This window comes from Gilliamella sp. B2824 (assembly GCF_026536245.1).
Taxonomy (GTDB): Bacteria; Pseudomonadota; Gammaproteobacteria; order Enterobacterales; family Orbaceae; genus Gilliamella.
Genome location: NZ_JAFNON010000007.1, coordinates 1 through 26996 on the forward strand (window position 1 = coordinate 1; position 26996 = coordinate 26996).

The 26996-nt window shown below is 34.8% G+C and carries 25 protein-coding genes; 8 read left to right on the forward strand and 17 right to left on the reverse strand.

Annotation, left to right across the window (positions count from 1 at the left end):
* Positions 1 to 257: 257 nt before the first annotated feature.
* A complete protein-coding gene (locus tag J3U56_RS07745) occupies positions 258 to 680 on the forward strand; it encodes an STY0301 family protein (protein ID WP_267333832.1) in 423 nt (140 codons plus the stop codon).
* Between the two features lie 7 nt (positions 681 to 687).
* Here the strand turns inward: J3U56_RS07745 and J3U56_RS07750 are convergent, their stop codons facing one another.
* From J3U56_RS07750 to murA, 6 genes are all read right to left on the reverse strand, one after another.
* Positions 688 to 1758: an acyltransferase gene (locus J3U56_RS07750; RefSeq protein WP_267344878.1), complete on the reverse strand. Its 1071-nt coding sequence runs from the start codon at positions 1756 to 1758 to the stop codon at positions 688 to 690.
* Between the two features lie 150 nt (positions 1759 to 1908).
* The gene (locus J3U56_RS07755; protein WP_065634940.1) at positions 1909 to 2160 is read right to left on the reverse strand and encodes a GNAT family N-acetyltransferase; all 252 of its coding nucleotides are present in this window, start codon (positions 2158 to 2160) and stop codon (positions 1909 to 1911) included.
* 295 nt (positions 2161 to 2455) lie between these two features.
* Positions 2456 to 3418, reverse strand: coding sequence for a 6-phosphofructokinase (gene pfkA / locus J3U56_RS07760; RefSeq protein ID WP_267333834.1), 963 nt, complete (start codon positions 3416 to 3418; stop codon positions 2456 to 2458).
* A 92-nt stretch (positions 3419 to 3510) separates the two neighbouring features.
* Positions 3511 to 4407 carry a cation diffusion facilitator family transporter gene (locus J3U56_RS07765; protein WP_267367257.1) on the reverse strand — a complete coding sequence of 299 codons (897 nt, stop codon included), beginning with the start codon at positions 4405 to 4407 and terminating at the stop codon, positions 3511 to 3513.
* A 7-nt stretch (positions 4408 to 4414) separates the two neighbouring features.
* On the reverse strand, positions 4415 to 4990 hold the full coding sequence (gene yajL / locus J3U56_RS07770; RefSeq protein ID WP_267344882.1) for a protein deglycase YajL: 576 nt from the start codon (positions 4988 to 4990) through the stop codon (positions 4415 to 4417).
* A 54-nt stretch (positions 4991 to 5044) separates the two neighbouring features.
* The gene (gene murA, locus J3U56_RS07775) at positions 5045 to 6298 is read right to left on the reverse strand and encodes a UDP-N-acetylglucosamine 1-carboxyvinyltransferase (protein WP_267367259.1); all 1254 of its coding nucleotides are present in this window, start codon (positions 6296 to 6298) and stop codon (positions 5045 to 5047) included.
* A 291-nt stretch (positions 6299 to 6589) separates the two neighbouring features.
* Between murA and J3U56_RS07780 the strand changes: the two genes are divergently transcribed.
* The 4 genes from J3U56_RS07780 (at position 6590) to can (ending at position 9808) form a co-directional block, all read left to right on the forward strand.
* Positions 6590 to 6787, forward strand: coding sequence for a YbdD/YjiX family protein (locus tag J3U56_RS07780; protein WP_065577812.1), 198 nt, complete (start codon positions 6590 to 6592; stop codon positions 6785 to 6787).
* 25 nt (positions 6788 to 6812) lie between these two features.
* Positions 6813 to 7853: a CobW family GTP-binding protein gene (locus J3U56_RS07785; protein WP_267367262.1), complete on the forward strand. Its 1041-nt coding sequence runs from the start codon at positions 6813 to 6815 to the stop codon at positions 7851 to 7853.
* A 169-nt stretch (positions 7854 to 8022) separates the two neighbouring features.
* On the forward strand, positions 8023 to 9081 hold the full coding sequence (locus J3U56_RS07790) for an FAD-binding protein (RefSeq protein WP_267333839.1): 1059 nt from the start codon (positions 8023 to 8025) through the stop codon (positions 9079 to 9081).
* Positions 9082 to 9148: 67 nt separating this feature from the next.
* Positions 9149 to 9808, forward strand: coding sequence for a carbonate dehydratase (gene can, locus J3U56_RS07795; protein ID WP_065634946.1), 660 nt, complete (start codon positions 9149 to 9151; stop codon positions 9806 to 9808).
* A gap of 12 nt (positions 9809 to 9820) precedes the next feature.
* Here can and nrdG read toward each other — a convergent pair whose 3' ends face one another.
* The 5 genes from nrdG to trxA form a co-directional block, all read right to left on the reverse strand.
* Positions 9821 to 10288 (reverse strand): anaerobic ribonucleoside-triphosphate reductase-activating protein, encoded by a 468-nt coding sequence (nrdG, locus tag J3U56_RS07800; RefSeq protein WP_267349145.1) that lies wholly within the window; start codon positions 10286 to 10288, stop codon positions 9821 to 9823.
* A 16-nt stretch (positions 10289 to 10304) separates the two neighbouring features.
* Entirely contained in the window at positions 10305 to 12440 is a 2136-nt protein-coding gene (gene nrdD / locus J3U56_RS07805) for an anaerobic ribonucleoside-triphosphate reductase (protein ID WP_267367265.1), read from the reverse strand.
* Between the two features lie 379 nt (positions 12441 to 12819).
* On the reverse strand, positions 12820 to 14235 hold the full coding sequence (gene gndA, locus J3U56_RS07810; RefSeq protein WP_267333841.1) for an NADP-dependent phosphogluconate dehydrogenase: 1416 nt from the start codon (positions 14233 to 14235) through the stop codon (positions 12820 to 12822).
* 163 nt (positions 14236 to 14398) lie between these two features.
* The gene (rho, locus tag J3U56_RS07815) at positions 14399 to 15661 is read right to left on the reverse strand and encodes a transcription termination factor Rho (RefSeq protein ID WP_065617994.1); all 1263 of its coding nucleotides are present in this window, start codon (positions 15659 to 15661) and stop codon (positions 14399 to 14401) included.
* Between the two features lie 365 nt (positions 15662 to 16026).
* Positions 16027 to 16353 (reverse strand): thioredoxin TrxA, encoded by a 327-nt coding sequence (gene trxA, locus J3U56_RS07820; protein WP_267333842.1) that lies wholly within the window; start codon positions 16351 to 16353, stop codon positions 16027 to 16029.
* Between the two features lie 161 nt (positions 16354 to 16514).
* On the opposite strand from trxA, the gene rhlB reads away from it, so the two are divergent.
* Entirely contained in the window at positions 16515 to 17744 is a 1230-nt protein-coding gene (gene rhlB, locus J3U56_RS07825) for an ATP-dependent RNA helicase RhlB (protein ID WP_267333843.1), read from the forward strand.
* Positions 17745 to 17847: 103 nt separating this feature from the next.
* On the opposite strand, the gene J3U56_RS07830 is transcribed toward rhlB, so the two are convergent.
* The gene (locus J3U56_RS07830) at positions 17848 to 18462 is read right to left on the reverse strand and encodes a TfoX/Sxy family protein (RefSeq protein ID WP_267333844.1); all 615 of its coding nucleotides are present in this window, start codon (positions 18460 to 18462) and stop codon (positions 17848 to 17850) included.
* A gap of 340 nt (positions 18463 to 18802) precedes the next feature.
* Between J3U56_RS07830 and J3U56_RS07835 the strand changes: the two genes are divergently transcribed.
* Positions 18803 to 19426: a hypothetical protein gene (locus J3U56_RS07835; RefSeq protein WP_267333845.1), complete on the forward strand. Its 624-nt coding sequence runs from the start codon at positions 18803 to 18805 to the stop codon at positions 19424 to 19426.
* Positions 19427 to 19432: 6 nt separating this feature from the next.
* Here the strand turns inward: J3U56_RS07835 and glnB are convergent, their stop codons facing one another.
* Complete coding sequence (gene glnB / locus J3U56_RS07840) at positions 19433 to 19771, reverse strand: nitrogen regulatory protein P-II (protein WP_267333846.1); 339 nt, start codon at positions 19769 to 19771, stop codon at positions 19433 to 19435.
* A gap of 2 nt (positions 19772 to 19773) precedes the next feature.
* Positions 19774 to 21402 (reverse strand): NAD+ synthase, encoded by a 1629-nt coding sequence (locus J3U56_RS07845; RefSeq protein ID WP_267367267.1) that lies wholly within the window; start codon positions 21400 to 21402, stop codon positions 19774 to 19776.
* Between the two features lie 120 nt (positions 21403 to 21522).
* On the opposite strand from J3U56_RS07845, the gene aroB reads away from it, so the two are divergent.
* Positions 21523 to 22602 carry a 3-dehydroquinate synthase gene (aroB, locus tag J3U56_RS07850; RefSeq protein ID WP_267367269.1) on the forward strand — a complete coding sequence of 360 codons (1080 nt, stop codon included), beginning with the start codon at positions 21523 to 21525 and terminating at the stop codon, positions 22600 to 22602.
* Between the two features lie 97 nt (positions 22603 to 22699).
* On the opposite strand, the gene J3U56_RS07855 is transcribed toward aroB, so the two are convergent.
* From J3U56_RS07855 to J3U56_RS07865, 3 genes are read right to left on the reverse strand one after another with little or no spacing between them, the layout of a single operon-like run.
* Positions 22700 to 23926: an OFA family MFS transporter gene (locus tag J3U56_RS07855; RefSeq protein ID WP_267333849.1), complete on the reverse strand. Its 1227-nt coding sequence runs from the start codon at positions 23924 to 23926 to the stop codon at positions 22700 to 22702.
* On the reverse strand, positions 23910 to 26366 hold the full coding sequence (locus J3U56_RS07860; protein ID WP_267333850.1) for a flavocytochrome c: 2457 nt from the start codon (positions 26364 to 26366) through the stop codon (positions 23910 to 23912). Before J3U56_RS07860 ends, J3U56_RS07855 begins: the two co-directional genes overlap by 17 nt.
* Positions 26363 to 26989 carry an NADPH-dependent FMN reductase gene (locus tag J3U56_RS07865; protein ID WP_267367272.1) on the reverse strand — a complete coding sequence of 209 codons (627 nt, stop codon included), beginning with the start codon at positions 26987 to 26989 and terminating at the stop codon, positions 26363 to 26365. Before J3U56_RS07865 ends, J3U56_RS07860 begins: the two co-directional genes overlap by 4 nt.
* Positions 26990 to 26996: the final 7 nt, after the last annotated feature.

Here is a 26996-nt window from a genome sequence, read left to right on the forward strand (position 1 = left end):
TAACGCCGTGTCAGTGGATGCGCATTATAGGCACTTAAAAAATTCCTGCAAGTGTTTATTGCTATTTTTTTTCTGTTTGTGTTTTATTTGCTCAATTTAATTGTTGTATAGACAATTATCGTAAAATAAATAAACATTAATAAGTTTATTAAAAAATAATTTATTACTTTAATATTAGTTTATTAACTTGAACAGGAATTAATATCCTCGTATTATCTGATAATAATAGAAAGCTTAATAAGATATTGGGTTAAACAATGAAGAAGTTTGTATTATTAACTACTGGTCTACTTTTTACGTTCAATAGTTATGCTGATGAAATGGTATTTGATTGTCCTGAAGTGGTTTATATTGATTCAGTTGTATTAGAGCATAATCGTCCTTTACCTTTTAATATCGATGTGAATGCTTTTACTAAACCAAAAGCACATCTAACTAGCATTAATCTTTATAATAATGATAAACCCATACCCTCTGAAAACAAGGGCAATAAAAACTATCATTGGAAAGATTTAAATTCTTATAATCAGGGATTTAATGATTGGATTTACTTCGTTTGCCAGTATGAAAATAGTATTCAATTAACCAAAAAAGCTATTTATGTTTCTGATTGCAAAGCACTTACTGTGCCGTCAAATAATAACAAATATCTCATAAGCGCTGAATTTCAATGCGAATAATTGAGGATTAGCGACTTCCCCCAATAAAAAATTTAGCTTTATCTTTGAAGATAAATTTTATTGCATTAGCTATAACAATACTAATAGATAATGTTAATACTAAAAAGCTAATTGCACCTAATGATGCGAGTTGACCATTATCAGTTTTAATGACATCTCCTATAGCTGAATTAATCACTTGCTGCTCAAGTTCTAATACGATAATTTCATGTATAAAATAAATTGGAAAGCTGATATTAGCCATGTAAGAGAAAAATTTATAAACTCGACCATCGTTGTTTTTATGATTTAGTGGATCCAATAAATAGAGTGCTAATATGAATAAAATAATTTTTTGCAATGTATCAAAATAAAGATTTTCAATACCCAATTGGCTAATATATCGATAAGCAAAGGGCACAAAAAAGCATAAACAGAAAAAGGATATAAACAAAAATAGGTTATCTTTCACTGCCTTCATAATAGTTTGATAATTTTGCTTAATCATCATACCAATTAGATAAACCGGACCATAATGCAATAAATTTAAAATAGGCTGAGTAAAATCAGGTTTGGTAAAAATCACGACCCAAAACATAGACATTAAACCAGCAACAATTAAATTTTTATGTGACCACATATACAATAAAGGAGCCATTAAATAAATAATAATAATCATTGGCATAAACCATAACGGTAATAACTGTGTTCCAGTCAACATCATTTTAGTTATTGTGCTTAATATGCTAGGCTCTGTTGATGAAATCCACGGTAAATCAGATAAATATTGATAATGAAAAAACAGAAAACAAAAAATAGAGACTGAAATATATGGGCATACTACTGTTTTAAATTTCGATAAATAGTAAGTTTTAGTATTAAATTTATAAGTCAAATGTTGAAATAAAAATCCGGCAATGAGTACAAAAAATGTTGTGAAATTAAAGGCAAATAGATTTAAAAAAGAAAATAAGTAACTGTTTGCAATTAAATTACTATTTTTAAACACACCTAAACAGTGGCTAAAAACAATCATGATAATAGCAACACCACGTAAAACGTGGATTGAGTGAATTTTTTGTGATTTTGCAGATTCCATCTTAAATATCGAAATTCTACGTTTAGGAAATTGCTATACATTAGCACATATTCACTTAACTATAATTAAATTTGTAAAAAATAATAATCAAAATAAAACTTGACAGTATTTGATTCAAATTTTTTAGTTTATTTGAATATGGTTCCAGTATTATTTCATCAATTTTTTAGCTGCATAAGAACAGATAGGAATAATTTCACGTTGTTCTTGTTGCAATTTGGTCACAACCAAATTTAATAATTTATCTGCAATCCCTTTGCCACGATATTCAGGATCAATATAAGTATGATTAATTGTTGCTTTATTTTGACCAACTCTAGTAAACGTCATTTCTGCTATTTGCTTATTGTTAGCATCACAAACATAGAAACGCTCATGATCTTCTAAATAATTTAATGCCATTATTTATCTCCCCTCTTCAATAATTAATTACTTATAATTGATAATAATAATGAAATGAAACTTTATTGAAGCATTTATCAATGCTAATGACTAAAGTGGTGCATAAACCAGTTAATTTGCACTTTTGTAAAGACTATTATTTAAGAATAACGAACTAACTTAATTTTATCAGCTGATAACTAAGAACTTCAATGAAAAAAGTGAATACTTATTTGGTTAAATTATTACCAATAAGCATTCACCTAAATTGTTTTATTTTCATAACACTATTAATCGTGCGGGATCAAACTCACCGCTAGAAAAGACGTTTTGCTGTATTATAAAGATCCATATCAAATGGTCGTTTCATATTGTTAATTGCATCAATAATATCATGATGAACTAACTTACCATTTTGCACACCGACACTTCTACCTGCATGCCCTTCTAGAAGTAATTGAACGGCATATGCACCCATACGTGAGCCAAGTATACGATCATAAGGAACAGGACTTCCACCACGTTGCACATGTCCTAAAACAGTAGCACGAGTTTCATGATCTACCGCATCTTCAATGTCTTTAGCTAGCTGATTAACATCACACATATGCTCAGTGACAGTGACAATGGCATGTCTCTTACCTTTAGCAAAGCCTAATTTAATTTCTTCAATCAAATCTTCTTTAGTATAAGAAACCTCAGGAATGATCATGAACTCACACCCGCCAGCTACCGCTGCATTTAAGGTTAGATCACCACAATCGCGCCCCATGATTTCAATAACTGAAATTCGATGATGTGATGAACAAGTGTCACGCAGTCTATCAATAGCTTCAACCGCTGTACTTAACGCAGTGAAATAACCAATAGTATAATCAGTACCACGAATATCGTTATCGATAGTACCCGGTAAACCGATACATGGAAAACCTTCTTCGGTTAAACGCATGGCGCCCATATAAGAACCATCACCACCAATAACTACTAATGCATCAATACCGTGTTTTTTTAAATTCTCGATACCTTTTTTTCTAACTTCTTTATCTTTAAACTCAGGAAATCTAGCCGAACCCAAGAAAGTACCGCCACGAGTGATAATATCGGAAACACTATAACGATCAAGTTGAGATATGCGATCCTCACACAGCCCTAAATAACCATCATAAACACCATAAACATCTAAACCTTCTGTTAACGCAGTTCTAACTACTCCTCGAATAGCAGCATTCATTCCCGGAGCATCACCACCACTCGTTAAAATACCTATTTTTTTTATCATACAAAATAACTCCAACTAATTAAATTTTAACTATTATAGAGTTTAAACAGATATCTAACAATAGATGATAAAAGCTATTTTGCTGAAATTGTCTACTGCATCATTTCGATAGGTACAACAGAAATAGGATCTTGATGGATAATAACAGTTGCCGGTGAGAACTCTTCTGAAATACGTTTTTCAACACTATCGGCAATAGCATGGGCTTGAATTAAAGGCATATCATCATCTAGCTCAAGATGTAATTGAATAAATTTTAATGGTCCGGCTTGTCTGGTTTTAAGATCATGAAAACCACGCACATCGGGATAGGCAGCAATAATTTCAGCAATTTTGGCATTATCACTATCCGGTAAAGAGCGATCAAGTAAATCTTGAATAGCATTATAAGCTATTTGATAAGCGCTATAGCAAATATATAAAGCAATAAAGAAAGCAAAAAAAGCATCAGCATAAGCCACGCCATACCAACTTAAAGCTAAGGCAAATATGACAGCAATATTCATTAACATATCCGAAGAATAATGCAACATATCAGCTTCAATTGCTTTACTTCTTGTCAATTTTATGACGTACTTTTGATATAAGACTAAAAATGCAGTTATGACAGTCGATATAATTGAGATAATGATACCGAGTAAAGGAACCTGAATTTCACTAGGCGAAATAACTGATTTTACACTCGACAACAATACAATTGTTGCCGACCCTATAATAAAAGTACTTTGTGCTAAAGCAGCTAGTGATTCAGCTTTACCATGTCCAAAAGTATGATCATCATCTGCCGGCTTTAACGCATAACGAACCAAAAAAAAATTCAATCCTGAAGCAAGCAAATCAATACTTGAATCTAATAAAGATGCCAACAAACTTATTGATCCTGTAATCCAACAAGTTAGCAGTTTTATTATGATCAAAACAATAGAAATTAAAACAGCACTAAGTGTCGCGCGTTTTACTAACTTTTCATACAAATGTGAATTTAACATTTGATACCTATTGATAGCATTCAATACCTGATGGTAGAACAAGTTGCTGTGCAACTTCAGCGGCTTTTTTACGACCGAGTAAAACATCAATAATTTTTAGCGCAAAATCAATCGATGTGGCAGGACCTTGACTGGTAATCACGTTATTTTTTTGATCAAAATAAACTCTTTCATCTTTCCAAAGTTGAAAGGCATCTTTCGTTGTTGGGTACCCAGTCATATAAGCGTTAGGAAATAAATGATGATGCTGTAAAACCATTGCTGGTGAAGCACAGATTGCAGCAACGATATTTCCAGCTTGATGGGTTTGCTGTAGTTTTTCAATAAGCGCAGGACAATCACGAAAATTTTCTGCGCCTTTTAATCCACCAGGTAAAATAACAACATCAAAATTAAGTTCTTTAACTTCAAGCCAAGTTTTTTGAGCTAAAATAGTCACCCCTCTTGAGCAATGCACTTCTCTATCCTGCGAAATACTTGCGGTGGCAACATTAATACCCGCTCGGGTTAAAAGGTCAATTGTTGTTACAGCTTCTGTTTCTTCACAACCATTTGATAAACAGACCAAAGCTTGTTTTGTCACGATTACACTCCTTTATCACCTTACGTTGTATTTACAAGTATTTTAAGTTAAAAACTACTTAATTCTTTCAATATTAGCGCCTAATTTTCTAAGCTTATCTTCAATATTATCATAACCACGATCTATGTGATAAATACGATCAACCAATGTCGAACCTTCAGCAATACAACCGGCTAAAACCAAACTAGCTGAAGCGCGTAAATCAGTTGCCATAACTTGGGCACCACTTAGTTTATCAACTCCATGCGTGATTAAAGTGTTACCTTCAATCTCGGCTCTAGCCCCCATTCGAATAAGTTCAGGAACATGCATAAATCGATTTTCAAAAATTGTTTCTTTAATAATTCCTGTACCTTGAGCAACCATATTAAGTAAAGAGAATTGAGCTTGCATATCAGTTGGAAACCCAGGATAAGGAGCAGTATGGATATTAACTGCATTAAGCTGTTTACCTTGCATATCTAAGCAAATCCAGTCATCGCCAGTTTGGATATCAGCGCCCGCTTCTTTTAGTTTAGATAATACAGCATCGAGCAATTTTGGATCTGTTTTACGACAGGTAATTTTACCTTTTGATATCGCTGCTGCAACCAAAAAGGTACCGGTTTCGATGCGATCTGAAACCACTTCATGTACGCCGCCGCCTAATCGCTCTACGCCTTCTATCTCAATACGCACGGTACCAGCACCCGAGATTTTAGCACCTAACGTATTTAAAAATTTAGCAGTATCAACAATTTCAGGCTCACAGGCAGCATTTTCGATTATCGTTTTTCCTTCCGCTAAGGTTGCAGCCGACATAATAGTCACAGTAGCACCAACACTGACTTTATCCATTACGATATGCGCACCTTTTAATCGACCATCGACAGTTGCTTTAACATACCCCTCATCAAGAGTAATTGTAGCCCCTAATTGTTGCAAGCCAATAATATGTAAATCAACAGGTCGAGCGCCAATAGCACATCCCCCTGGTAAAGATACTTGACCATGACCAAATCGAGCAACTAATGGGCCTAATGCCCAAATGGATGCGCGCATAGTTTTGACTAGCTCATAAGGTGCGCAATAATTATTAACTTGCCCTGCATCTAAATGAATCGAGCCATTGCGGGTACATTTCACACCTAACTGACTGAGTAATTCTAACGTTGTATCAATATCTTTTAACTTAGGGATATTTTGAATTTCAACGGGTTTTTCAGCTAAAATTGCAGCAAATAAAATAGGTAGGGCTGCATTTTTAGCCCCAGAAATCACAACTTCACCATTTAAAGAAGTTGGACCAGTAAGGTGAAACTTTTCCATTATAGACTCTTATTAGAATTAAATTGCCCGATATTATAAAAGTTATTTACTCATAGATAAATCAATTTATTGAAACCTTTTTTAAAACATCACCACTTGAATTTAATTAATCAAAATTATACTTTCTTTTTAGCTTTTATAGCATTGTATAAATTAGTATTAATCAGCAATTGACTCAAACAAATTAGCACTTTATAGTGAATCAACAGTAATTCGTGATTTATGTGTCACAGATTATAATGAAGAAATAAGATCTACTTATCAATATCTTTAGCTAATAAGAGATAAAATATGTTTGATTCAATCGCCAAAGCAGGAAAATATCTAGGCCAAGCAGCTAAACTTATGGTCGGTATTCCAGATTATGATACTTATGTTCAACATATGAAACTTACCCACCCAGAACAAACGCCTATGACTTATGAAGAGTTTTTTAAAGAAAGGCAAGATGCACGTTACGGTGGTAAAGGCGGATTCAAATGTTGCTAGTTGCTAAATAGTAAAGAATGAAGAAATGACAATACAAACCAGTTCCCCATCAATACCTGTCACTTTATTAACTGGATTTTTAGGTTCAGGTAAAACCACATTAATTAATCATTTGTTAGCACAGAATCCTAACGAAAAAATAATTATTATCGAAAATGAGTTTGGCCCGATAAACGTTGATAGCCATCTGCTAAATGTAACAACCGACATTAAAATTGTTGAAATGACTAATGGATGCATCTGCTGTACAGTACAAGGAGAGCTAACCGATGCCTTATACCAATTACACGATCAGCGCATAGCAGGAGAGTTATTATTTGATCGATTAATAATTGAAACAACTGGACTTGCCGATCCTGCACCAATTATTCAACTATTTTTTATTGATGATTTGATTCGTCAAAGCTTTCAACTTGATGCAATTATTACTTTAGTCGATGCCCAGCATATCTTACAGCATCTTGATGAGCATCGCGTCACGCTTTCACAAATTGGGTTTGCAGATCGCATTATTGTGACTAAAACTGACTGCATTAGTAATTCAGAAAAATTAAAAGTGATTAATCGAATTAACAACATCAACCATAAAGCCACAATCATTGAAGCTGTAAACGGGCAAATACCTAAATCGCAGTGGATTGATATACATGCTTTTGATCTAACGGATGATCTAAGTATTCATAAAGGCTATTTTGTCATTAATCCCGCCAAAAAATTTATGGCCGATTTCACTGTTCTGCCTCGACAAAAGCAAACTCAATCATGGAATGATGATATTTGCTCTTATCTTTTTGAAGCAGGTGAGCTTGATATCAAAAAAATTGGCTCTTTTATGGAAAATTTAGTCGAGCAATACGGCAATGACATGCTACGATACAAAGGTGTACTTGCTATCAAAAATAATCCACAACGCTTAATTGTTCAAGGCGTCCACAAAGTCGTTGGCTTTGATTATGGTTCACCCTGGCAAGATTCTGCAGAAAAACTATCACGTTTAGTCATAATTAGCCGAACTTTACCCTTTGAAGAATTAAATCACGCTTTCTTGACCACCGTTGCCAGTTAAAAAAAGCCAATTTTAACTTAGCTATATGGATTAATATCCATATAGCTTAATAAATACTATGTCAACGATACCTAAGTTACCCTATTCTCGTCCTTGATTAGCCACATTTCACTTTAAATGTGATAATATAACATTAGTCAAAAATTGATAGGGCAAATAACATAATTTTATGGATTACGATATTGCAATTATTGGTCTAGGGCCTGCCGGTAGTACGTTGGCACGATTACTTAGTCCTTCATTTAAAATTATTGCACTAGACAAAAAAAACCAAACAGGTCATGATGGCTTTCATAAACCATGTGGTGGATTACTGGCAAATGATGCGCAAAAATCTTTTGTCAGACAAAAATTAAACATACCTGCTGACATTTTAACCGATCCACAAATATTTAGCGTTAAAACCATCGATTTGCAAACTCAACTAGTTCGTAATTATCAACGCAGTTATATCAGCTTTGATCGACATAAGTTTGATCTATGGCTAAAGTCACTCATTCCCGAAACCGTTACTGTTTTACATAATACGTTATGCAAAGAAGTAAGAAGAATCATTGATGGATACCAAGTCACTTATGTTGATGAAAATAATAGAGAACAAAAATTCACTGCTCAATATGTCGTAGGTGCTGATGGTGCTAATTCCATTGTAAGGCGAATGCGTTACCCTAAACATTCCATTAGACAATATGTCGCTATTCAGCAATGGTTTGCTGAAAAACATACTACACCTTTTTATTCTTGCATTTTTGACAACAATTTAACTAACTGTTATGCATGGAGTATGTCTAAAGATGGTTACTTTATTTTAGGTGGAGCCTTTGCAAAAAAAGAAGCAAATCAACATTTCGAAAAGTTAAAACAAAAATTAACGCAACAAGGTTTTATTTTTAGTGATTTAGTCAAAACTGAAAAATGCCTCGTTATCTATCCAAATCGTTTACGTGATTTTTACACGGGCAATGAGAACATATTTTTAATCGGTGAAGCGGCTGGTTTTATTAGTGCAAGTTCTTTGGAAGGAATTAGCTATGCACTCGATAGCGCTGAGATTCTAAGTAAAATATTAAATAGCGGCCAAGCAAAACCCAATAAACTGTATTACCAAAAAACACTACTATTACGTCTAAAATTATACAGCAAAATTATCAAGGCCAAAATTTTAACCACACCAATGTGGCGAAAATTAATAATGAAAAGTAAAATCCAACACATTGAAACCAATTAAATAATATAAAGTTTATTTTCAAAAATAATACAATCTTATAATAATGAAATATTAAAGGAATAGATGAATGGTAAATGTAAACGATTTAATTCGTTTTAATCACGAGTGGTCAGAAAAAATTGAGCAAGAAGATCCCGAATTTTTTAAACAACTAGCAATTGCCCAAAATCCTAAATTTTTATGGATCGGCTGTTCTGATAGCCGGGTTCCTGCCGAAAAACTGATTAAATTGCAACCTGGTGAATTATTTGTCCATCGAAATGTAGGTAATTTAGTCATTCATACCGATCTCAATTGTTTATCTGTCGTCCAATATGCCGTTGATGTACTTAAAATTGAAGATATTATTGTCTGTGGCCATTTAGGATGTGGTGGAATACGCTCAGCTGTTGAAAACCCAGATTTAGGTTTAATTAACAATTGGCTTCTACATATTCGAGATTTATGGTTTCGATATAGCTCACTTATTGGTGAATTTCCAGCGCATATTCGCCTAGATATTTTATGTGAACTCAACGTCATTGAGCAAGTTTATAATTTAGGTCACTCAACCATTATTCAATCGGCATGGCAGCGCGGTCAAAAAGTTAATTTGCACGGATGGGTTTATGGTATTGATAATGGTAAAATTACTGACTTACACATCACCTCGTCTAGCAGTGAAAATCTAGAAATTAATTATCGTGAAGCGATTTCTTATCTTTTAAACTTACACAAATCGCAATAATGGCAAATAATTTTATTGTTTAAATCGATGTATGATTTGATTGCTGCTTCCTCGCCATAACAGCCGAGGATCAGCAAGTTCTTGAATAAATTTACCATCAATCAATACATCAATATAAGGCACTACTACTTGTTGTTCGGCGGTTAATTCATCAAGTTTATACCCTGTCCAAAGCCAAATATCTTTGTTTATACATTCTGATTTAACCCGTTGAACTAATTTTAATATAGCTGGAACATTTTGTGGATGCAAAGGATCACCACCAGAAAGCGATAATCCTTGGCGTTTAATCTCTGTGTCTTGCAGATCTTTGATAATTTGATCTTCAAGCGATTGTGTAAAAGGTACGCCTGAATTGATTCCCCATGTACTTTTGTTATAACAACCAGGACACTGATGTACGCAACCTGCGACAAACAATACACAGCGCGTACCTTCACCATTTACAACATCTACAGGATAATAACGATGATAATTCATAACTATTTAATTAATATTATCCAATTTGACCATTGTTCAAATGTTTAACTCGTCGTTTTACTTCCTCTTGTTTACCGGCATTAAATGGACGGGCATCAGGACTACCTAAATAGCCACAAACTCGGCGAGTAACAGAGACTTTTGACGAATCATGATTACCACAACTAGGACAAACAAAACCTTTACTTGTACACGAAAATTCACCGGTATAACCACACTCATAGCACTCATCAATCGGGGTGTTAGTCCCATAGTAAGGAACTCGACTATAACTATAATCCCAAACATCCTCTAATGCTTTAATATTATTCATCATGTTAGGGTATTCACCATAACAAATGAATCCGCCATTAGCTACTTCAGGATAAGGCTTTTCAAACTCTATTTTTTCGTATGGATTGACTTTCTTCTCTACATCTAAATGAAAACTATTTGTATAATAACCTTTGTCAGTTACCCCTGGAATAACACCAAATTCAGCAGTATCAAGTCGACAAAAACGATCACAAAGGTTTTCGCTTGGCGTACTATACAAACTAAATCCATAACCCGTTTCAGCTTTCCACTGTTCCACAGCTTGTCGTAAACGTTGAACAATAGCTACGCCTTTTTCGCGTAATGTATCATTATCAAATGGATGCGTTTTATTTCCATAAAGTGCATTTAATGTTTCGTGAATACCAATATAGCCTAAAGAAATCGAAGCTCGACCATTTTTGAATATTTCACAAACACTATCATCTTCTTTTAATCTCACACCACAAGCCCCTTCCATATATAAAATAGGCGCGACGCGAGCTTTTACCCCTTCAAGACGAGCAATACGTGTCATTAAGGCTTCTTTACATAACTCTAAACGCTTATCTAAAATCTGCCAGAAACGAGATTCATCACCTTGGGCTTCAATGGCAATACGCGGCAGATTCAAACTAATCACGCCAAGATTATTACGGCCATCGTGAATTTGCTGACCATCTTCTTCGTAAACACCTAAAAAGCTTCGACATCCCATTGGAGTTTTAAATGATCCGGTGACTTCAACCACTTTATCGTAATTCAAGATATCAGGATACATACGCTTACTTGCGCACTCTAACGCTAGCGCTTTAATATCGTAATTAATATCACCTTGTTTGTGATTAATACCATCTTTAATGGCAAATACCAATTTTGGGAAAACTGCTGTTTTATGATTTTTACCTAAACCCTTAATGCGAACTTTTAGAATAGATTCTTGAATTAAACGTGATTCCCAACTTGTTCCTAAACCAAAACCAAAAGTAACAAAAGGAGTTTGGCCATTAGCAGTATGTAAAGTATTAACTTCATACTCTAAAGATTGAAACGCATCATAACACTCTTTTTGAGTACGGCTTTCTGCATATGCCTCTGGATTAGGTATATCCCACTCTTGAGCGATTTGTTTATGTTTTTGATAACTAATGGTAACAAATTTCGCTAGCACTTCATCGATACGATTAATAGTTGTACCACCATAAATATGGCTCGCAACTTGTGCAATTATTTGTGCGGTGACCGCTGTCGCTGTTGCAATCGACTTTGGTGGCTCAATTTCAGCGTTACCCATTTTAAAGCCATTGGTCAACATACCATCTAAATCAATTAACATACAGTTAAACATAGGAAAAAATGGTGCATAATCTAAATCATGATAATGAATCTCGCCACAATCATGAGCGCGTGATATTTCTTTTGGTAATAAATATTGTTTAGCATAATGCCTTGCTACAATACCGGCTAACAAATCGCGTTGTGTTGGAATAACTTTACTATCTTTATTAGCATTTTCATTCAAAATTGCAACATTACTCTGTTCAATTAAGCCGCGAATATCTTGAGTCAAACGACTACGTTGGTCTCGCGCTCGGTCACGATCATGTCGATATTCAATATAAGTCCTTGCCAGTTTTTTATAAGGTCCTGACATTAACTGATTTTCAACCGCATTTTGAATTTCGTTAATATCAACACTTTCACGTTCTGTCATTTGATTAGTCACAACGCGAGCAACAGCAGCACAATAATCAGGATCATTCACATTAGCAGCAACAGCTGCTTTAACTATGGCATCTTTAATCCGACCTTCATTAAATGCGGTTTGACAACCATCACGTTTGATGACTACGGGCATATATACTCCTCAATATTCATGGTTTATTAGCGGTTAATGGGTCATATATCAATGTTAATACTCATTATAATTATCGGGATTTCTTAAATCTTTATTAGAATATTAGACTTAATTTGATATACGCCGGAATTTTCACATCGCTTGACTGATACTATATATAGTAAATATATTATGATTATACACCATATATTGTGTTTTTCTACAATTTAAAAAAAATAAAATTGCTTGACAAGCCTAAGATTAATGCACGCAACGGTTTTTATTTTTAATAATAGAAATGAGCTTAATAAAGCGGGGCGGATTCAAAGAATTTTTTAGTTAGAGCGGAAGGTATACTTACACTCTAACTAAAAAATAGATGTAACAGTATTACGACCAATTACGATTCAATATTTAACCAATCAGTGTGAAATACACCTTCTTTGTCTAAACGTTTATAGGTATGCGCACCAAAATAATCTCGTTGTGCTTGAATTAAATTCGCTGGTAAAACAGGTGAACGATAACTATCGTAATAAGCAATAGCAGCAGAAAGCGTTGGCACTGCAATACCTTGTTGAACGGCTAAACAAACCACATCACGTAATGCTTGCTGATAAGCTTGAGCTGTTTGAGAAAAATAAGGTGTTAATAACAAATTATCTATATCATTATTGTCTGCGTAAGCATCAGTAATTTTTTGTAAAAATTGTGCACGAATAATGCATCCTGCTCTAAATATTTTAGCAATTTCACCAAAATTTAACTGCCAATTATAATGAGTTGATGCAGCTTTGAGTTGTGCAAAACCTTGAGCATAAGAGATAATTTTTCCCATATAAAGTGCTTTGCGAACCTTCTCAATTAATTCTTTTTTATCACCAGTATAAGTCACTTGTTGTGGCCCTTTTAAAACTTTTGCCGCAGCAACACGCTGATCTTTAATAGCCGAAATGTAACGGGCAAATACTGATTCAGTAATCAATGATAAAGGCTCACCTAAATCTAATGCACTTTGACTGGTCCATTTACCGGTTCCTTTATTACCTGCTGCATCTAAAATCACATCTATCAGATATTGACCTTGTTCATCCTTATATTTAAAAATATCAGCAGTAATTTCAATTAAATAACTATTTAACTCGCCCTTATTCCAGTCAGTAAACACACTTGATAATTGCTCATTATCTAATCCGACCACATGTTTTAATACTGAATAGCTTTCAGCAATTAGCTGCATATCACCATACTCAATACCATTGTGAGCCATTTTCACATAATGGCCTGCGCCATCGGGTCCAATATAAGTAACACATGGTTCACCGTCAGCTTTGGCAGCGATTTTCTCTAATATTGGTGCAACTAAATCATAGGCTTCTTTTTGACCACCAGGCATAATAGATGGTCCTTTAAGTGCTCCTTCCTCACCACCAGAAACACCAGTACCAATAAAATTAAAACCCTCATCTGAAAGCATTTTATTGCGACGGATGGTATCTTCAAAATAGGCGTTACCACCATCAATAATAATGTCGCCTTTATCTAACAGGGGGCGTAGCTCATCAATTACGGCATCCGTTCCTTTACCTGCTTGTACCATTATCAGAATACGGCGCGGTTTTTCTAATGAAGCAACAAAATCTTCAATCGTAAAATGGGGAACCAATTGTTTATCGGGATGTTCAGCCATCACTTGCTCGGTTTTATCTTTAGAGCGATTATAAATCGCGACAGTATATCCACGGCTTTCAATATTAAGAGCAAGATTTCGCCCCATTACTGCCATTCCAATAACACCGATTTGTTGTTTAGACATGATTTGGCTCCTTTATATAATCTCACATGACCTTGATAATAAGGTTTTTACAACTTAAAACTTAAACGGGTTTTATAAATTATCTTATATTTTGCCATAAAAAAACCGTATCAAGATATAATACGGCTATTTTATTTTTGACTAAGCTAATTGATTCCCAAAATCATGAGCGTTTCATCATTTCAAAAAACTCGTCATTGGTTTTGGTCATCGCTAATTTATCAATTAAAAATTCCATCGCATCAATTTCACCCATTGGGTTTAAGATCTTACGTAGAATCCACATTTTTTGTAGTTCATCAGGCGAAGTCATTAAATCTTCTTTACGTGTACCTGAACGATTAAAATCAATAGCAGGGAAAACACGACGCTCAGCAATCTTACGAGATAAGTGTACTTCCATATTACCGGTACCTTTAAACTCCTCGTAAATAACTTCGTCCATTTTTGAACCGGTATCAATTAATGCTGTTGCAATAATGGTTAAGCTACCGCCCTCTTCTACATTACGTGCTGCACCAAAAAAGCGTTTAGGGCGATGTAAAGCATTTGCATCCACACCACCTGTTAATACTTTGCCCGATGAAGGAATAACAGTATTGTAAGCACGCGCCAAACGAGTAATTGAGTCTAATAGAATAATCACATCTTTTTTATGTTCAACTAAACGTTTTGCTCGTTCAATTACCATTTCCGCAACTTGAACATGTCTTGCTGCTGGTTCATCAAAAGTTGAAGCAACCACTTCACCTTTAACTAAACGTTGCATCTCGGTAACTTCTTCAGGACGTTCATCAATCATCAAGACAACTAACTCACATTCAGGATGATTTACCGCTAAACTTTGTGCGATATTTTGCAGAAGCATGGTTTTACCTGCTTTCGGTGGAGCAACAATCAAACCACGTTGACCTTTACCGATAGGTGATGCTAAATCAAGTACTCTTGCTGTGATATCTTCTGTTGAACCATTACCTCGTTCCATACGTAATCGAGAATTTGGGTGAAGCGGAGTTAAGTTTTCAAAGAGGATTTTATTGCGGGCATCTTCAGGTTTATCATGATTAACTTCATTAACTTTTAATAAAGCAAAATAACGTTCACCTTCTTTAGGCGGTCTTATTTTACCGGCAATTGTATCACCCGTCCGCAAGTTAAATCGTCTGATTTGACTAGGTGAAACATAAATATCATCAGGACCCGCTAAATACGAACTATCAGCAGAACGTAAAAAGCCAAATCCATCTTGCAAAATTTCAAGCACACCGTCACCAAAGATATCTTCACCACTTTTGGCATGCTGTTTTAAAATAGCAAAAATAATGTCTTGTTTTCTAAGGCGAGCAAGATTTTCAAGACCCATTGTTTTTTCGCCAAGCGTTACAAGCTCGGAAACAGAAGTGTTTTTTAATTCAGTTAAATTCATAATTTTAAAAATTCTTGAGGATAAAATTGATATGTTTGCAATTACTGCTATTTTTGTATATTTCTTTCATTTATTAATAAAAAAATCTCTTTCTTACAATATACAAACGCAATGAATTACTAAGTTTTCAATGATAATTATGCGTTTAAATATAGACTGTTCACCCACTTAATCAATAAAAACAATGGATTGCAGAAAGGAGCTTTCGTAAGAAGTTAGCAATTTACACTAAAAAAGGTAGTCTGTCTATATTTAATTATGTTATTGAAAATAACAACGCACTTGATTTAAGCAGTAATAAGCGTAATTTTTATTACGCTTATTACTGTTTTTTATTGATTTTGTGAGGGCAGCAATCACAACTATTACAGTTGTGCTTCAATAAAACTTTTCAATTGGGCTTTAGATAACGCGCCAACTTGTGTTGAAACAACTTCACCATTTTTGAAAATGAGTAATGTAGGAATGCCACGAATACCAAACTTAGGTGCTATATTAGGATTTTCTTCAACATTTAGTTTAGCAATAACGATACGATCACTATATTCTTGAGCTATTTCTTCTAAAATAGGCGCAACCATTTTACAAGGACCACACCATTCAGCCCAAAAATCAACTAGTACGGGTTTAGTTGCTTCGTTAATGGTTTTCTCAAAACTTGCTTCAGTTAACGCAACAATATTATGACTCATTTTATTATCTCCAATAATAATATAATTTTTATGGTTTTAAATGTTAAAATATTTTCAAAGCACGCGCTAGTAATTATTATAATAGGAGATAATTATTAGTGATGTCAGTATGACTAATATGTTATAATTAAAAAACTTTGATAATTAACTTTGAAACCATAATGATTCAATCCTATCTCACCAAAACGACTTTTAGTCAGTTTCCTTTACATCCATTAGTACTAAAAGCCCTTGATCAAAATGGCTTTACTTATTGTACGCCAATTCAAGAAAAGACGTTACCGTTAACCACAAAAGGAATTGATATTGCTGGGCAGGGACAAACAGGGACAGGAAAAACCATCGCGTTTTTAGCCTCAACGTTTAATTATTTATTGAATCATCAACCATTACCTGATCATCAAACCAACCAACCTCGAGCAATCATTATCGCGCCAACTCGCGAACTCGTTGTGCAAATCTATCATGATGCTCAAGTATTATCAGAACAAACAGGTCTAAAACTAGGTTTAGCATTTGGTGGTGATGGTTATGATAAACAATTAAAAATGTTATCAGCTGGCGTCGATATTCTCATCGCAACGACAGGTCGTTTGATCGATTATGCTAAACAAAATTATATAAATCTTGAGTCAATACAAGTTGTTGTTTTAGATGAAGCTGACCGTATGTTTGACTTAGGATTTATTCGGGATGTTCGTTGGATTTTTAGACACATGACGCCACCACAAAAACGATTAACTATGCTATTTTCTGCAACACTCACGCATAATGTCCGTGAATTAGCATTTGAGCATATGAATAATCCACAATATGTTGAAGTGGAACCAGAACAAAAAATTGGTCATCGTATAAAAGAAGAACTATTTTTCCCATCGAATGAAGATAAATTAGCGCTGTTACAAACACTAATAGAAGAAGAGTGGCCAGATCGCTGTATTGTGTTTGCCAATACCAAAGTTGCGTGTGAAAAAATATGGCGCCATTTAGTTGCAGATGGCCATCGAGTTGGATTATTAACTGGTGATATTGCACAAAAGAAACGTTTATCGATTCTTGAACAATTTACGCAAGGCGATTTAGATATTTTAGTGGCAACAGATGTGGCTGCGCGAGGTTTACATATTCCTCATGTAACACATGTTTTTAATTACGACTTACCCGATGACTGTGATGATTACAGACATAGAATCGGGCGTACTGGTCGTGCTGGTGCAGAAGGTTATTCTATTTCACTTGCTTGTGAACGTTACTCACAAAATTTACCCGCTATCGAAAAAGCGATTGATCATGCTATTCCTGTTAGCCAATACGATCCAACAGCACTATTAACGAATTTACCTACACCAAAGCCATTTAAACGAACATCACGTCGTAGAACGTCTTCATAACAATATTTACAAAAAAACAGTTATCCTAACATGAATTGATTTCAGGATAACTGTTATTTTCATGGTTGACTGATAATCATAATAATAGATAAAAGTTTACAACTTAATTATCCGATATATTGTCTAAAAAATCTTGATATGCAACTTCAATATCAGTTTTTGTCGATTTAGATAATACTTCTACATGGCAATAATTTAATGCACTATATAAAACAAATAGAACATTGTCCGAAATAGTCGATTTTATACTCTTAATTCGGTAAAAAGCCTCCAGATAACCAACTTTATTAAATATTTCTATATTGGTTATACCAACGCTAAATAATAGTTTTTCCAAAGATAAGTTGATATTAGGTAAAGTCTTAATTTGCTGATTTTTTAATTGAATTTTCTCACTATGTTCTAAAATAGCATATTCAATGACCATTTTGACCATAGCGTGAAGCTTATTAGGATGTTTTAACAATTCATCACTCACTTTATAATAATCAAGTGATTTTCTAGACATTGCGGTTGGTAGTGTTAATGTGGGCATATCCAAATCAATAAAAACTGAACGATAGTGATCATGCCCCCTTAAATATATCTCACCTTTACCAATCCATCCAAACATGACTCCTTTGCTATTGATACTAAATCCACCAAAAAATGTTTTGATTGAAATATCCTCAAAGCAAGAAAAATCTTCTAGTATTTTATTTGCAAATGTTGAACTCATAATTTATTTCCATTTAAAATTAATTGACTGAATAACATAAACAACTTACTGCTCAAATAAAATTATAGTAATTTTTCTAATACTCAAACTATTTTTCAAATAAATTCATCATTTTGGGATCAGTCTTCCATAAATAAAGATAAATAAGATTATTGCTTGATAAAATATATAATTATATTGTTAGATTTACTCAATACCTTTAATAAAGGTTAAGTATTCACCAATCTTAATAATTCTTTAAAAAAGAAAAGGGGGATTAACATTGTTATTATTCTTTAAAAATTATACAATCAAGGCAACTTAACTTAATAATTTTTATTTTTTGTCAACTCCAACCAACATGATCAAAAGCGTTATTACAGTAATACTAATAGTTTGTTCTTTTGTCGCATCAGCCGATAAATTACCATTAATAGAGTCATTATCTCTCTGTAATACCAATTTTTTCAAAGCTATATATGATAATAAAGATGAGTTACTAAAAGTAACAAATGTCAATGTAATTAATAATAATCAGGCCTTTATTCCCGTTGAAAATCGCAGTGACACTAATAAAAATTATGTTTATTTTCAAACCCCTATCCACTATAACAATCTAACAATTAAAGGTTATTATGATAGTGCGATGGATTTAGGCAAAATAGGAAAATATTATTTTTGGGGTTTTATTATTGATAACGATATAAATCAAATAAAAGAGACATTAAATTTTATCAATTGGAAAGATATGGAAGATGACTTACTGTACATCGCCAATCCAATGATTCGTAACATTAATGATGATGTTCATGTATGGAAAGAAAACACCGGTACTGTAGTTGGTGTAAAAACAATTCCAGCACCGGATACAACAGAAAAATTACTCTTAATTGAAAAAGGCACAAATATGAATCTGCTTATTTGTTCTATGCAGGGCATTGTGACTAATGAATTACTCAAACAAGAGCGACCTGATATCAAATAATCTCAATTAAATTGCAGAATCATCCATCTCACCAGTACGAATACGGATAACTTGTTCTACATTATAGACAAAAATTTTACCGTCACCAATTTTGCCTGTTTGCGCTGTTTTCATAATGGTATCAATGCACATTTCTAAAATATCATCTGATACAACCAGTTCGATTTTTACTTTGGGTAAAAAGTCCACCATGTATTCAGCGCCACGATAAAGCTCAGTATGGCCTTTTTGACGACCAAAGCCTTTAACCTCAGTCACGGTCATCCCCGTAATACCTTGATCAGCTAGTGCCTCACGAATATCATCTAGTTTAAATGGTTTGATGATAGCTTCTATTTTTTTCATATCTATTTGCCCTTAATTGCCGATGGCCAATTGTTAAATCCAAAAGCAGAAGTAATTGGATAGCGTCTGCCTTTTCCAAAGTTGCGCGTTGTAATTTTAGGACCGACAGCTGCTTGACGTCTTTTATATTCATTTATATCAACCAGTTTAATTACCTGTCTTATGGTTTGCTCTTCATACCCTTGTGACTTAAGTTGTAAAACGGTAAGATCTTGCTCAACATAACCTTTTAATATGCCATCCAAAATTTCATATGGCGGTAAACTGTCTTCATCTTTCTGATCGGGTGCAAGCTCCGCTGAAGGTGGACGAGTAATAACTCTGTCAGGAATAACATAAGAACGTGTATTGCGGAATTGAGATAATGCAAACACCATCGTTTTAGGCACATCTTTAAGTACGTCAAACCCACCTGCCATATCACCATAAAGCGTTGCATAACCAACCGACATTTCACTTTTATTGCCAGTAGTTAAAACCAGTCTACGGCGTTTGTTAGAAAGTGCCATTAAAATAACACCTCGACAACGTGCTTGCAGATTTTCTTCGGTAGTATCTTTTTGTGTTCCTGCAAATAAGGGAGTTAATGAAGACATAAATGCATCAAACATTGGTTCAATCGAGATAATATCAAATTCAACACCTAATATTTCAGCCTCTTCTTTAGCATCAGCAATACTAATATCGGCCGTATATCGAAATGGCATCATGACGGCTTGTACTTTATCTTTACCAAGCGCATCAACGGCAATAGCAAGCGTCAAAGCAGAATCGATCCCACCAGATAGTCCCAATACCGCCCCTTGAAAACCATTTTTAGTAATATAATCACGGGTTGCCAAAACTAATGCATCATATACCGATGCTAATTGAGATTGTTCTGTTATCTCAACTTGTTGAGATGGGTAATTAGAAGAAAACGCAAAAAAGGCAACTTGCTCTTGAAAGGATTTCAATTGGCAAATGATATCGCCATGCTCATTACAGACAAAAGAATCACCGTCAAATATCAGCTCATCTTGCCCCCCTACTTGATTAACATAAATAATCGGTAATTGAGTACGAGTAGCATGTGCTTTAATTAAATCTTGTCGTTGCTTTTGTTTTTGATAATCATAAGGTGAAGCGTTGATAGTGATAACAAAATCGGCTTGTGCTTGTTTGATATCATCAATAGGTTGATTTTGCCAAAGATCTTCACAAATTAATAAGCCTATTTTTTGACCTTTAAATTGCACTACACAAGTTTGTGTTCCAGCAGTAAAGTAACGTTTTTCATCAAATACATCATAATTAGGAAGCAACTGTTTATGATAAGCCGCTAACAATTTTCCTTCGGCAAAAAACGAAAGTGAGTTATAAATTTTATCACCTTGCCAATCAGGATGACCAACAATCACAGCACATTTTGTGCTAGCTTGTTGGATATTTGATAAAGCTTTTTGGCAACGTTGTTTAAAATCTGAACGAAAGATAAGATCTTCAGGTGGATAACCACATAACGCTAATTCTGAAAAGATAATAAGATCACAAGATACATGGCTATTGATTAATTCAATAATTTTTTGAGCATTGCCTTCTATATCGCCTACGCGCCAATTTTTTTGAGCTAAAACAAGAGATATTGACATATTAAATTTAATATTACTAAACAAAATTGGCGATAAGTTTAAATGATTCTAAGTTGCACTGCTACTTTTTTATCGCTAACATGCAACAATAAATTAGCTTTGACTTGTCTGGGTATTATTATGCAAAAAATTTTAAATGTGGCGCTAGCAAAACGTAGTTATCCTATTACTATTGGCGAAAATCTTTTAACTCAATTTAAACATTTCAAACTCCAGCCAGGTCAACGTGTATTAATCGCAACAAATGACACCATTGCTCCACTATATTTACAAACTTTAATTGATATGCTTGAAGACAACGGTATAAAAACTGATTCTGTCATTTTGCCTGATGGTGAACAATATAAAACCATGGAAACATGGAATAAAATTCTTACCGCTTTGCTTGCCAATAATCATACGCGCAATTCCAGACTAATTGCATTAGGTGGTGGTGTTATTGGTGATGTCGCTGGATTTGCGGCATCAGCGTATCAACGAGGAATTAAATTTATACAGGTGCCCACAACTTTACTTTCGCAAGTAGACTCGTCTGTTGGTGGTAAAACCGCCATTAATCACCCTCTTGGTAAAAATATGATTGGCGCATTTTATCAACCTCAATCAGTGGTTATCGATCTCAATTGTTTAAAAACGTTACCACAGCGTGAATTATCAGCAGGTCTGGCCGAAGTCATAAAATATGGCATTATTATGGATGCTGATTTTTTTTATTGGTTAGAATTGCACATTGACCAGTTACTTAAATTAGATGTCGAAGCACTCAGTTATTGCATTTATCGCTGCTGCGAACTCAAAGCACAGGTAGTTGCGGCCGACGAAACCGAACAAGATATGCGTGCAATTTTAAATCTGGGTCATACTTATGGTCATGCCATCGAAGCAGAATTAGGTTATGGTAATTGGTTACATGGTGAGGCTGTCAGTGTCGGTATGTTGATGGCTGCTCAAACAGCTAAACTGTTGGGTAAATTTACAACCGCTGATATTGATCGTATTAAAACACTACTTATTAGAGCAAAACTTCCAGTTACTCGGCCATCTCAAATGACAAGTGATGCTTATATTCCTCACATGTTACGCGATAAAAAAGTTTTATCAGGCAAACTCAGGCTAGTTATTCCGACACAAATTGGACAAGTTGAAGTGCTTGATGGCATTGATAAAAACATCGTCCTTGAGTCGATAGAACGAACATAATAATGTATATAATAGTGAATTATTAGATTGGTAGTTAAGTATACAAAATAAGGAGCACAGAAATCTGTGCTCCTTTAGCTTAAATGCGAACTTATTATTAATTGTTCGATTGTCTTTGTTTAGTAAATTTATAAATCATGTTTAACACTAAGCCAACAAAGGCTACAGCGATCGCAATATAAAATGCGTAAGTATAACTGCCATTATTATTGATAAGGATATCCGCCGTTAATTTTGGTGCAAAAAATGCCGCTGAAGAATAACCCACAAAAATAATACCGTAGTTAACACCTTGGTGAATCGGTCCATAATTTTCCATAACCATTGGTGGGAACACGCCCATCACACCACCAAAGCATAAACCAAGCGCGATAATTCCTATTGCAAATCCTGCTTGTGTTGGAATAAATAAAAATGCCATAAAAGCCAAAATAATTACCGAAAAGATAATATCTAATGTTCGATTACGACCAAGTTTATCCGATACCGTTCCCCAAACAACTCGCCCAGCACAATTACTTAATGAATATAAACTGACATAAAATGCTGCTGCCACAGAAGATAGCCCAAACATGTTTTGCCCAATACTCGATGCATTCGAAGCTATCATCAACCCAGAAAATGCACCAGTACCTAACATAAAAAATATGAGGTAAAAATATGGCGTTTGTAGCATTTGTTGCCAATTTTTGTTAACAATAGGCGCATTTTGTTGGCTGTGTGCTTGAGTCCAACCTTGCGGTTGATAATTAGCGGGTGCTACCTTTATAAAGAAACTGGCAACAATAACCACAGCTATATAGGTACAACCTAGAATTTGGAAAGCATATAGCACATCAAAACGCTCAATCAAATGGTTACCGATTGGTGCTGATATAATTGCAGCGCCCCCCATACCTGCTGTAATGATACCTGAAGCGAGACCTTTTTTATCAGGAAATAATTTAATGGTATTACTTAAACAGCCCGAATAAGCAAGCCCTTGACCAAAGCCACTTAATAAGCCATAAGTCACATAAAGCATTAGTGGACTGGTCACATAACCCGTCAGAAAAAAGCCTAGTCCAAACAGCAAACCACCTAAAACACTAGACCATTTAGCTAATCCTCTATCCGTTAAAAAGCCACCTAAAATCATAGGAATTGGGCCAACAGCTGAATTAATAGCAAACGCTGTCATCACCTCTGACATACTCCAATTTTTAGCGGCACTTAAAGGACCGGCAAAAACACTAAAAGCATAAATCGCACCAGTACAAAGCAAGATTGATGTTGATGCTATCAGTACAAGCCATCGATTGAGATTTCTAGTTTGTTGTTCCATGTCCAGACTCCATTCTTGACTTGATATCTTTCAAAGCAGTTTTTCCCGCAATTCGTCCAAAGGTAAAAATATCGGTTAGTGAATTACCACCCAATCTATTACCCGCATGGATACCCCCTGCTACTTCTCCTGCCGCATATAAGCCAGAAATTTTTTGTCCTGATTTATCCAAAACATGGGTTTGTGTATCGATTTTTAGTCCACCCATTGTATGATGCACCGCTGGTTTTCTTGGTGTTGCATAAAATGGAGCGACTTCTACTTTCAAATCAAATACATCTTTACCAAATTCAGGATCATACCCAGCATCAGCATACGCATTATAGTTGGCAATCGTTTGTTTAAAAATATCAGCATCCATTCCCAGTTTTTCGGCCAATTCTTCTAAAGTGTCTGCACAAAATAGCGTACCAGCCGCAATTTGCTTATCAATTTTTTCTTGTGATGTGTTGTAAGCCGTCTTTTTGATTTCTTCATCAGCTATTAAATAAAATAATCCACCATTATCAATAGCGGCTTGTGTAAGTTTGTCTCGGCTGCCATATTCATTAACAAAACGTTTTCCTTGTTTGTTAACCATAATGAAATTTTGTGGTGGAACTTGTAACCCACTAAATAATGCCCCAGTCTCTGGGTCAGAAACAGGCATCATTTGTGAAAAGCCCATACCAACCAGATCCGCACCAACACTTTGTCCTAACAAAATACCATCACCAGTGATTGCCGGAGAATTAGAGGTTTTAATATTGTCATCAATTTCAGTCCAATAAGTGTTATACTCTTTGAGCATTTTGGTATTAGCACCAAAACCACCCGATGCCAAAATGACAGCATCGGCTTTAACGGTAACTTTTTTACCATTTAAACCTTGTCCAATTACCCCAGACACATGCCCATCTTCAACAATTAACGATTTAACAGCCGTATCGGTTATGATAATTCCTCCCTTATCTTCTACATATTTTTGCAATGCAGAAACATAAGCATAACCTTCACTTTTTAACGGTTTATGACCTCGACGCCATAAAGCTCCTACAGGCATAGTGACATCATGTTTATCAAATTCAACACCAATATTTTCAAGCCATTTAACCGATTCTAGCGCCTCATCAGTCAAGATTTTAACCAGATCATATTGTCCATAAATTACATTTCCTAATTGGTCGGTACGCTTACCGCCAAGATAGGTTTGAATACGATGAAGTAGTGCCGAATCAAATAGGTAACCGGTTTTGCCTTTATTTTCTGATAAATAATCATTAATTTGCTGTTTTAAGCTTCTAAAATCTTGCAAATATTCAGGATCAATCACGGACTCATCAATTGCTACTATTTCAGATAAAGTATGGCTTTCGCCCGCGATAGCATCGAAAGTATTTTGCCATTTAGGATTGGCGGCATTCATTGGACCACCAGTACGGACAGTATTCCCACCAACGGCTGGAAATTTTTCAACAACGACAACGCGCTTGCCTTCTTGTAAAATACTTGCCGCGGCTGATAATCCTGCACCACCAGCACCAACCACAACGACATCTGTTACATATTGCGCATCACTATTATCAAGCGCGCTTGGTGCTTTTGGTCTTTTCCTTAATACATCAGGATTAGCACCTGCCATTTTAATGGCTTTTGCCACACCATCAATAACACCATTACTTGTAACCGATGCACCAGAAATCAAATCGACATTCAGTGTCTGACCTTCAAGGATTTGGGATGGAATACGTTTAAACACAACGTCAGCAATACCTTCTGACTCGCCTTCGGTATCAATATCAATCGATTCAATGCGGTCAGTTGATAAAGTAACAACCATAGGTAAATCGCCATTATGACCCGGTGCTGTTACACAATATTTACCTGGTTCATACGAGATTTCTTCCGGCACATTAAGTAAATTGACAACTTGAGTAAATCGCAAAAAACGTAAAAAACAGCTTTCTAAAAAATCGACTGTTCGTTCTGATTTAAGATTACCTTGCTCATCAAAAGCTTGATGGGCTCGACCAAGTAAAAATTCAGAACCCGGCATAACCGTTGCATTAACCCCTGGCGCATCAAGGATTTGACGTAAATGTAATTGTGCTCGAGAAGAGCCTTGTACATCATAAGATGCACCAACAATCATAACCGGTTTACCATCAAACGGATGCAAATTAAATGACAACCATTCAATGATACTTTTTAAGGCTGATGGAATTGAGTGATTATGCTCTGGCGTGGCAAGAATAACACCATCTGCTTGAATAATTTTATTATTAAAATTCTGAATGATAGGACTATTAGATTGGTCATCTGACTCATTAAACATTGGAACATCAGTCAACTCTAATATTTCAATTTCGGCTTTATGACTAAAATGTTTTTGCATAAATTGCAATAACATGCGGTTATAAGATTCTTGAGCATTTGTTCCTACTATACCAATAAATTTCATAACGATGCTCCTTCTTCTGCGGCCTGTTTCCAACTAAATTTTTTATTTTGATCTGTATTAATTTTTGCTGTTTTGAGTAATTGATTAGTAATGGACACAAATAATAAAAATTCATCAAAGCATTCATCTAACTCTTTGACTTTATCAGCATAAATAAGATTACCTTGATCATCAAAAGCCTGTAACGACTGCCCTAATAAAAACTCCGAGCTTGGCATAATTCGTGCTTTTAATTCTGGCGCATCCAAAATTTGGCGTAAATGAGCCTGAGCCCTTGATGACCCCAACATACCATGTGAAGCACCGACAATCATTACACATTTATTAATCAGAGGGCGGGTAGTATAAGACAACCACTCAATAACACTTTTCAACGCAGCGGTAATGGAATGATCATATTCGGGAGTAGCAATAATCACACCATCTGCGGCTAGTATTTTATCTGATAGCTCTTTTACTGCTGCTGGCGGAGTTTTATCCTTAGGTTCATTAAATGCTGGTAATGATTTAATTTCACAGACCTCAATTTCTGCTTTTTCGGCAAAATGCGTTCGCATAAAATGCAGTAATTTTCTATTAGTAGAACGATCAGAATTCGTTCCGACTATAGCAACAAATTTCACTTTAAAA